The sequence below is a fragment of the Pseudomonas sp. IPO3778 genome (assembly GCF_013386825.1).
Lineage (GTDB): Bacteria > Pseudomonadota > Gammaproteobacteria > Pseudomonadales > Pseudomonadaceae > Aquipseudomonas.
Genome location: NZ_JACARC010000076.1, coordinates 23,665 through 31,909, shown reverse-complemented (window position 1 = coordinate 31,909; position 8,245 = coordinate 23,665). Strand labels below are relative to the sequence as shown.

Annotated in this window: 9 protein-coding genes and 2 pseudogenes; 5 read left to right on the top strand and 6 right to left on the bottom strand. The window is 59.6% G+C overall.

All coding sequences use genetic code 11. The features are described from left to right. A pseudogene (locus tag HX855_RS29915) lies at positions 1-1,414 on the bottom strand (hypothetical protein); the annotation flags it as partial. Between the two features lie 550 nt (positions 1,415-1,964). Next, positions 1,965-2,285 (bottom strand): hypothetical protein, encoded by a 321-nt coding sequence (locus HX855_RS29910; RefSeq protein ID WP_177089977.1) that lies wholly within the window; start codon positions 2,283-2,285, stop codon positions 1,965-1,967. Between the two features lie 119 nt (positions 2,286-2,404). Here HX855_RS29910 and HX855_RS29905 point away from each other — a divergent pair. The 5 genes and pseudogenes from HX855_RS29905 to HX855_RS29885 form a co-directional block, all read left to right on the top strand. Beyond that, positions 2,405-2,992: pseudogene (locus HX855_RS29905) on the top strand (tyrosine-type recombinase/integrase); the annotation flags it as partial. A gap of 522 nt (positions 2,993-3,514) precedes the next feature. Continuing rightward, positions 3,515-4,453 carry a transporter gene (locus HX855_RS29900; protein WP_177089978.1) on the top strand — a complete coding sequence of 313 codons (939 nt, stop codon included), beginning with the start codon at positions 3,515-3,517 and terminating at the stop codon, positions 4,451-4,453. 106 nt (positions 4,454-4,559) lie between these two features. Then, entirely contained in the window at positions 4,560-4,769 is a 210-nt protein-coding gene (locus tag HX855_RS29895) for a hypothetical protein (RefSeq protein ID WP_177089979.1), read from the top strand. A gap of 79 nt (positions 4,770-4,848) precedes the next feature. After that, positions 4,849-5,187: a hypothetical protein gene (locus HX855_RS29890; RefSeq protein ID WP_177089980.1), complete on the top strand. Its 339-nt coding sequence runs from the start codon at positions 4,849-4,851 to the stop codon at positions 5,185-5,187. Between the two features lie 28 nt (positions 5,188-5,215). Beyond that, positions 5,216-5,902 carry an SOS response-associated peptidase gene (locus HX855_RS29885; protein WP_177089981.1) on the top strand — a complete coding sequence of 229 codons (687 nt, stop codon included), beginning with the start codon at positions 5,216-5,218 and terminating at the stop codon, positions 5,900-5,902. On the opposite strand, the gene HX855_RS29880 is transcribed toward HX855_RS29885, so the two are convergent. Genes HX855_RS29880 through HX855_RS33560 form a run of 4 tightly spaced genes read right to left on the bottom strand, consistent with a single transcriptional unit; the run spans position 5,889 to position 8,018 of the window. Continuing rightward, complete coding sequence (locus tag HX855_RS29880; RefSeq protein WP_177089982.1) at positions 5,889-6,395, bottom strand: lysis system i-spanin subunit Rz; 507 nt, start codon at positions 6,393-6,395, stop codon at positions 5,889-5,891. The two genes, HX855_RS29885 and HX855_RS29880, sit on opposite strands and share 14 nt — an antisense overlap. Beyond that, positions 6,392-6,901 (bottom strand): glycoside hydrolase family 104 protein, encoded by a 510-nt coding sequence (locus tag HX855_RS29875; protein WP_177089983.1) that lies wholly within the window; start codon positions 6,899-6,901, stop codon positions 6,392-6,394. Before HX855_RS29875 ends, HX855_RS29880 begins: the two co-directional genes overlap by 4 nt. Positions 6,902-6,960: 59 nt before the next feature. Further along, entirely contained in the window at positions 6,961-7,323 is a 363-nt protein-coding gene (locus tag HX855_RS29870; protein WP_177089984.1) for a phage tail protein, read from the bottom strand. Between the two features lie 2 nt (positions 7,324-7,325). Then, a complete protein-coding gene (locus HX855_RS33560) occupies positions 7,326-8,018 on the bottom strand; it encodes a hypothetical protein (RefSeq protein ID WP_256353099.1) in 693 nt (230 codons plus the stop codon). Positions 8,019-8,245 lie beyond the last annotated feature (227 nt).

The following is an 8,245-nucleotide window of genomic DNA, read 5'->3' as shown; positions in this document are numbered from 1 at the left end:
TGTTCTCGCCGGTCAAGACCAACGTGCCGGTGCCCATCTGGCTCAGTGCACCAGCGCCCGACATCGCGCCGCTGAATGTGTAGGTATCGCTATGATCAAAAGCCAGCGTGGTGCCGGTGCTCGTCGCAACGTCAACGTCGACCCCAATGGTGCCGACCGTGCCACCATTGCCCACTTGCACGGTGCCCTGGGCGATAGAGATACCGCTGGGCAGGACGAATCCGGTCAAAATGAGACTGCCGTCCCCCTCCTTGGTCAATAGACCATGCCCCGCAATCACACCCGACAGTGTCAGGTCGGCACCGGCGGTATCCAGCGTTCCACCGTTGGCGGTCAGATCGACAGCACGTGCACTCGTGAAAGCGGCGGTGTTCTGCAAGGTACCGCCGTCCAGCGTCAAATCGCCGGATGTGGCACCCAACGCGCCGTCGCTTGAGACCGACAGCGTGCCGCCCGAAACCGTCCAGGGCGTCACTGCGGTCGTGGTCCCTGCCAGCGTCCAGGTGCTGGCCCCGGCCTTCTGGAAACTGCTGAATCCCGTATATGCAGTGGTGTTGCTACCGAGCGCCGCCCCGATGCGGGAGACGTCGAAGCTCGCCGCCGGACTGGTATCGCCGCCCAGGACCAGATGGTTGGGGTTTAGCACCCCCGCCGCCACCACATCGCCGGTAAAGCTGTAGCCCGACAGAAGCTCCAGGGTATTGTTGCCGACAAGGCCGCTGAAGGTGATGGCGTTGGCTTGTGTTGCCCCGGCCATTCCACCCTTGATGACGCCGCCGGTGACGATCGTATTGCCGCCGCCTGCCCCAGCGATGCCCACGCCGCCTGCGCTACCTACGAAACTCCCCCCACCCAGGGCGCCCCCGCTGCCGGTGCCGCTGGCGCCGAGAGAGTTAATCCCCGCTCCTCCGGGCTGGCGTCCTCCCGTGCCCCCGACAATGGACCCACCGCTTTCAACCGTCACCTTGACGCCACCGGAAAGGATGTTGACGCCGGCGCCTCCAATACCACCCATGCCCAAAGTGTTAGCGCTAATATTGCCGCCGGCAACTTGTCCGCTGACGTCCAGTGTAGCGCCGGCAGCGCTGAAAACGACGCCAGCCCCGCCGCCTCCATTGTCGTTGCCACCGATAACGGCGGCGGTGGCGGAGCCTAGGCCACCAGTACCGCCCGTGACGCTTCCAGTCGTTACCGCCACGTTGCCGGCCGAGGTTACCCAAACACCGCTACCGCCCCCCCCGGCGTAATGAACGGCCTGGCCGCCGGCGCCGCCCGTTACGGCCTTCGTGATCGTCAAGGTATCAGTTGATGTATCGACAACGCCGGCGCCACCACCACCGCCACCAGCGTTGGAGGTGACCTGACCACCAGCACCCCCGGTGACGGCGACGCTGAGGGTGCCACCGCTGCTCAAAACCACACCGTCGCCACCGCCCCCGGCGCCACCACCGCCAGGGCTGCTACCGCCTGCACCACCCGTCACCGCAGATGTGAGACCACTCGGCGATGTTTGGATACTCCCTATGCCGCCACCCCCACCGCCACCGGTTGGCGATAGAACGCTGGCCGTACCGGGCAGGCCTGCCCCACCACCAAGGACAGGATTACCATTGGCATCAGCACCACTTGCACCTTGGAAAGTGATAACGCCGTTGCTGGCGTTATAGCCGGCGCCAGCGCCGCCATGGACGTTGGCCGCGACGATTGAGGTGCTCCCTCCCGCAGCGCCACCGGCGTAGCTGACACTGGGAAAGGCCAGCATCAGGCTCACCACGAGCAGGGAAAGATGGCTGCCGTGTGGCAAAACTGTTTGCGGGCCCTGTGTGACTACCTGAAGTGCAGGACAGAAGGACGAAGGGCGGACTCGCATGGAAGATTTCCTTTTTGCTGGGAAAAATACAGCCCGTCAGGCTCTCGGCAAGCCGATACAGCCACCTGGCTCACTGATCTGGGATATAACTTTTTTACGTGGGAAGAACGCAATGGGCTGCTCCAGGATCTGCCTCGCACATTGAGGTCACAACGTTGCCCACAGTCAGATCCTCAAGTACGAGAACTCGTAAAGAAATCATGTTGGTAGAGGCCCGGCTTCCGTAGCTACGATACTGCTGGCTTTCCAGGTAAATTACGAAAGCCGTTTTCTTGCGTAAGGTAGGGAAATTTCCGAAAATACCGTCAAAGCCATTCTTGGCCTGGGAGGTTTCCTCGATCTGCATGAGCGGCTGGCCGACCGTATCGGCCGAAACACCCACCGCGTTGACGAGATCTTTCCGGAAATCGATCACGTGGTGTTGATCAAGGAGCGGCGGATCATTGGGCCTAACCCTGATTAATAGCCCTGACATACGCCTGGCAAGCGTTCAGGGCGATCAGCGCGGCCGGCGTCTGGACGGCCGTCATACCCGAGCCTGCCGCAGGCGTCCGGAAAAACAAGGAGGTCCTGCGGGACTTTTACGCAACCGAGGAAATCTGGGGCGCCGTGTATGCGGTCGCTGCCTCGGAGCTGCGCGACGCCATGGACCTGGCTTATTTGACCGGGCAGCGCCCAGCAGACGTGCTGTCGATGCGGGAAGCGGATGCGGTTAACGAGTTCCTGCAGGTGTCCCAGGGCAAGACGTTTAAAAAGCTACGAATCCGACTGACTGCCGCGGGCGTCCTGAATGACCTGGGCGCGCAGGTGGAACGGTTGATAGCGCAGAGGCGTGCCCGCGCATACCTGATTATCACCGAGGACGGCAGACAGGTGACCAAGCCGATGCTATGGCTGCGCTTTGACGACGCCAGGGACTGGGCTATCGCTATCGCCAAAGAACAGGGGGACGGGTTGCTTGCAGCGAGCATCCGACAGTTTCAGTTCCGCGACATCCGCCCGAAAGCCGCAAGCGAGATCCTCGACCTGTGAGATGCGAGTCGCCTGCTGGGGCACACCGACAAACGGATAACCGAGACGGTTTATAGGCGTGTGGGTGAAATCGGGAAACCGACCCGCTGACTCCCCAGTTTTTCGAGGTTGCGGAAACTGCCTGAAATGATGCGGAAACGATTAGATGTTTCACTATCAGCATTCCCGAACCCCAGAAACGCAAAAGCCCCGCAATAGCGGGGCTCTTGAGTGAATCTTGGCGGGAAACCAGGGATTCGAACCCTGGGAACGCTATTAACGTTCGCCGGTTTTCAAGACCGCTATGCAAACTCAAGCGGGCTGGTACCTTGGAGGTCTTCGGCGTTCCTTTACTCGCAGCTACCAACCAAGCTACAGGCCGCATTCTACAAGGGGTGCGGTTTTGGTTTGGGAACTGTTTTTGCCCCTCCCCCGGCGTCCTGCCGACCGAACACAAATCACCAATAGCCCATGACTCATGAGACACATCGTATAGCCGCTTTTGGCCAATTACGGCCCTCCGCGGCAGCTACCGGCGAAAAACGTAAATTCGCCTAAGCTACTTCTCAGTGCGTTCTTAACTCGATTTCCACAATCGTAAAAATCATCATCGTTCGCCTAAAAGAGCCCCCGATGACAACAAGAAGACTGATTGGCTTTTTTGCCTTAATTACTGCTTTCACCGCGCACGCTGATGACGGCGGGATTAGTTTTTGGCTACCAGGCCAATTCGGTACGCTGGCGGCGGCGCCAACTGCGCCCGGCTGGAGTCTTCCGATTGTCTATTACCACGTTAACGCTAGCGACGGCGGCAGCAAGCCATTTCCTAGGGGTGGCAGAACCACACTTGGATTGGATGCAAAGGCTGACCTGCTGTTTGCCAGCCCAACCTACACATTCACCGAACCGTTGCTAGGGGCTCAAGCAGCAATCTCGATGGTAGCCGCCGTTGGGAGATCCGAAGCCACCGTTGATGCGACATTGACTGGCCCCCGCGGCAGAAGCTTTTCCGGTGGAACGAACGACAGTTTGAAGGGTGCAAGCGACGTCTACTTGTTGGGCACTCTGAAATGGAACTATGGTGTTCACAACTTCATGGCTTACAGCATGGGTAACCTGCCAGTCGGCGCGTATGACCCGGATCGACTGGTGAACATCGGACTTGGCCATGCATCGCTTGACGCCGGCGGTGGATACACCTATTTCGACAAAACCAACGAGTTTTCCGTCGTAGCGGGCATGACCTACAACTGGGAGAACCCAGATACCCATTATAAAAATGGCGTCGATGCTCACGTGGACTGGAGTGCCTCGCACTTCATCACTAGCCAGACTCAGTTGGGCGTGGTTGGTTACTTCTACAATCAGATCACAGGGGATAGCGGTAGCGGTGCCACCTTGGGCGACTTCAAATCAAAAGTCAGCGCCGTAGGCCCCCAAGCCGGGCATTTCTTCAAAGTCGGCAAAGACCTCTGGTACGTCAACCTAAAAGGCTACTACGAGTTTGATGCAGAGAATCGGCCAGAGGGCTGGAACACCTGGTTATCCTTAGTCATACCTCTCTCGGGTTAGTTGTGTTGCTGAAATGTTTGCTTTAGGCAAGAGCGAACATTCATTACTTTAGAGCCGGCTCCCAAGCGCCTGCTGCTACGCTGTTCACTCCACAAGAGGAACGCCGATGCCCAACTCCGACCTGCTCCCTTCCCTGCTCTCCAAGCTCTACGAAAACCAGCTGGCCCTTGAGGCGTCCATCATGGAGATCTCGAACTGGGTCGAGCAGCGTGGCTCCGCTGATGTGGCGGAAAACGTGCGCGGCGCCCTGCACGCCATCGACGAGAACGAAGAGTTCATAAAGCTCACCCTGGCCGTGCTCATGGCGCCTGACTGAACACCTCTCGTCGCCTCGAATCCCACAATCAGCAAACCTCGATTACTGTATGCACATACAGCATTCGGAATACCTATCCATGAACATCGACGAAGACACCTGCGGGTGGCTTGGCATTCCCACGCCTCTCGAAATGCACAAACAGCATGCCCGGCTGCTAGAGAACGAGATTCAGGAGCTGAACTTGCAGCTCCGCAAGGCGCGGGCGGACATCTTCGGCCTGGTCGAGATGCTGGCGGAAGCGCAGGCAAAGAAAGAAGAATTCTCGGGGTATCTCAAGCAGAGAGGCGCCGAAGCAGCGGCTATGCGTAAGGAAATAAGCGCCCTCACGACGAGGGCCGGGGCGACCGCACGCGAGGCAGAGACACTGCGCGGGATGCTTGCCGGCCTGATGCCGCAGACCCGAACGATTGTCTAAGCTCAAGGCTCACATCGAGGAATCAGCCATGTGCGGAAGACTTTCCCAGTACACCGGCATCCACGACTTCGTTGCAGCGCTGAGCATGCCCAATGCCCTGGCGAATTCCGTCGGCGATCTGCCGCTGGAGCGCTACAACGTGGCACCGTCCACCCAGGTCGCCCTGCTCCACCTGCAGGGCGATCTGCTGCATGCAGACCTGGTTCGCTGGGGATGGAGGCCGCACTGGGCCAAGGATCGCGCGCCGCCGATCAACGCCCGCGTCGAGAAGGTGGCCCACGGCCCATTCTTCTGGGCGATTTGGCCGCATCGGGCAATCACGCCGATCAACAACTGGTTTGAGTGGGTAGACGAAGGCGGGCCGAAGAAGCAGCCCTACCTGATCCGCCGGAGGGATGGCGCGCCGGTCCTGTGCGCCGCCATTGGGCAACTCCCCGACAGCAACGAAGGCCCGGGCGAGCATGACGGGTTCGTGATCATCACCGCCGACAGCGCCGGCGGCATGGTGGACATCCACGACCGGCGGCCGGTGGTGCTGACGCCGGACCTGGCCCGGGAATGGCTGGACCCGGCCACGCCGAAGGAACGCGCCGAACAGATGGTTCTGCTCCAGGGCGAGCCGGCCGATGCCTTCGAGTGGTTCAAGGTCGACACCGCCGTGGGCAACGTGCGCAACAAGGGGCCTGACCTCATCCAGCCTGTCAACGCGCAATAGCCCTGACGTACGCCTGGCATGCCCGCAGCGCGATCAATCCTTGGTCGCCGGCGTCGGTGATACCGATAATTCGTTGAGCATGCGCTGGGTCAAGTTGGGCTCGACGGGCTGCATGAACCACGCCGACGGCGCCGGGGGCGGAAGGCACGTTGCAACCACCGGCTGAATCCGTGGCGTCGCGAAGGACTGACAGCCGCAGATCAGAAGTGGCAAGGCGATCACGCAGAGTTGCTTGGCTACGTTGAGCATTGGAAAGCTCCAGGGAGTGTTGTTGGTCGGAGGCGGCCAGCTGCTGCTCGGTGACCAGGCGCTTGTCCTGCTCGGCGCGGGCCTGGGCGGCGGCGGCATTGCCGATCGCGGTGAGGTCCGTCTGGAACTGCGCCGCCTGCTTTGCCAGCTTCCCGTCATACCGCCAGTCCTGCACCTGCCAGGTGCCGGCAGCGCTGACCGCTATCGCCAGCAGGATCGCGGCCAGGATCTGCGCGGGCGTCACGACATCACCCCGCCCGCCAGCCGGTACTGCTTCAGCAGATCCTCCAGGCGGTGTTCGCGCTGCCCGTATCCCGCCCCGGGCAGGCTGGCCCAGATGTTCCGGCACTTCGCGATAGCTGTTTCGATCCGCCCGGCTACCACGTCGGGCAAAGCCCGGCACTCGCGGATGTGCTGAAGTGCCAGAAGATCTTGGCTAATCGGGCTGAAGTCCGGCAGCTTGAGCAGCGCCTTGTAGTGCGGCCAGTGCTTCAGCATCTGCTGGTACCTGCCGGAAGCATTGGACGTCAGCCCCTTGCTGTTGATGACCTTCGACACGCGACCTTTAGCGAACGGGTGATCGGTGAAATCCTTGAAGATCTCGGGCTTACGATCGGCGCCAGTGACGATCACGTCGTAACCATCCATGGCAGTGGCCGGAGATGTGCTGGTGCCCTCGGACCAGGCGAGCATGTCCAGGAATGCCAACGCGTTACGGCCACCGGCGAGTGATTCGGAAAGTCGTGCCATTACATTTCTCCAGGCGAAAAAAAACCCGCTCATGGCGGGTGCTGACGTTCGGGCGGTGATTAGCTTTCGGTGGCAGGGGCCGGCAGAACCTCGACTCCACGCATGGTCATTGGCGGCGAATCTGGAACCAGGATGTGCAAGGTGATCATGTGTTTCAGATCGTAGGGTTGGCCATCCTTGGTCACGGTCACCGTCAGCACCCCGTCGGCAAACTCTGTTTCTACGTCAGCCCGGCTATCCACCTGGTTGACGGTATACCCCCACCCCTCATCCACTGGAGGGAATGGCACCATGCCCAGGCATCCGGTGATCTGGTAGGTGCCTACTGCAATCCGATCCGAGGCGACAACTGTGCTGCCTTGAGTGACAAAGTCGTACGTTGCACCGGTAGCGCCCAGTATGTTGATTGCTGCTCTTGTCATGATCAGATCGCCTTCAAGGTGCCGTCAGCAGCACGGGTGGTATTGCCGGTGTGATAGAACTCAACCCAAGGTGTTGCCGAAGTCTGCGTCTTGAGAATTGAGCGCATGAACATCTTGTTTTCGGTTATCCCTAAAACTAGCTGGGATTGCCATTGCGGGTTAGCCCCCCAATCCGAGCTCAGCATTTGAGCTGAGGCCTGAGGGGAGTTAAGGGTGCCACTTAGACTATAAAATCCGGTCGCCCTCGCGTTATTGGCATTTGTGCTGTCAACGACGGAGGGGCCAAGCCAGCCGCCCGCCCCAACAGGCATCACATTTCCCGGTGAGGTACCGATATTCGCTCTCGCCGCCGTACCCAGGGTGTCTGCCCCCGTACCGCCTTTCTCAACCGGAAGGATCTCGTAATTGCCCGTTGTGCCAAGGGCAGCCAGCTTCGGCCCGAACTGATTGCTCAATGCGTTAAAGGCGTCAGACAACATCTTGTCGTAGCCCTGCACCGGCATGATCGCGTAGGCAGCGCCGCTAACCGTCGGGCCTTTGTACGCCGGCAAGATCGAAATCACCGTGGAACTGGCGACGTTTGCCACCTCATAATTCACGCCATCTGGACCGACAAATGAATCTCCCACGCGCGAGCTTGCAGCGAAGTCGACGTTGGCGCCTGTTACCGTGGTGCTACCAGTCTGAACGGACACTGTTCCTGATCTTTGCCAAACCATAATTTTCTCCGAGCATTAAAAATCCCGCATGGGGCGGGAGTAACTATTGGGCAAGAAATTCATCACTAAGAAATGGGCTTGGCGAAAACTACCGGAATAAACATTGACGCTACAGGCGTAACGCCAACTGTATACATAACGATTCTGTTGTTATTGTATTCCCACGAGCAGTACAACTTCGCATCTCTTGATTGTGCCTGCCC

What these genes read in the sequence shown, in the direction of transcription:
- HX855_RS29895 (WP_177089979.1), top strand. Translation starts at nt 4,560, where the DNA reads ATGCCCAACTCCGACCTGCTCCCTTCCCTGCTCTCCAAGCTCTACGAA.
- HX855_RS29870 (WP_177089984.1), bottom strand. Translation starts at nt 7,323, where the DNA reads ATGACAAGAGCAGCAATCAACATACTGGGCGCTACCGGTGCAACGTAC.
- HX855_RS29875 (WP_177089983.1), bottom strand. Translation starts at nt 6,901, where the DNA reads ATGGCACGACTTTCCGAATCACTCGCCGGTGGCCGTAACGCGTTGGCA.
- HX855_RS29890 (WP_177089980.1), top strand. Translation starts at nt 4,849, where the DNA reads ATGAACATCGACGAAGACACCTGCGGGTGGCTTGGCATTCCCACGCCT.
- HX855_RS29900 (WP_177089978.1), top strand. Translation starts at nt 3,515, where the DNA reads ATGACAACAAGAAGACTGATTGGCTTTTTTGCCTTAATTACTGCTTTC.
- HX855_RS29885 (WP_177089981.1), top strand. Translation starts at nt 5,216, where the DNA reads ATGTGCGGAAGACTTTCCCAGTACACCGGCATCCACGACTTCGTTGCA.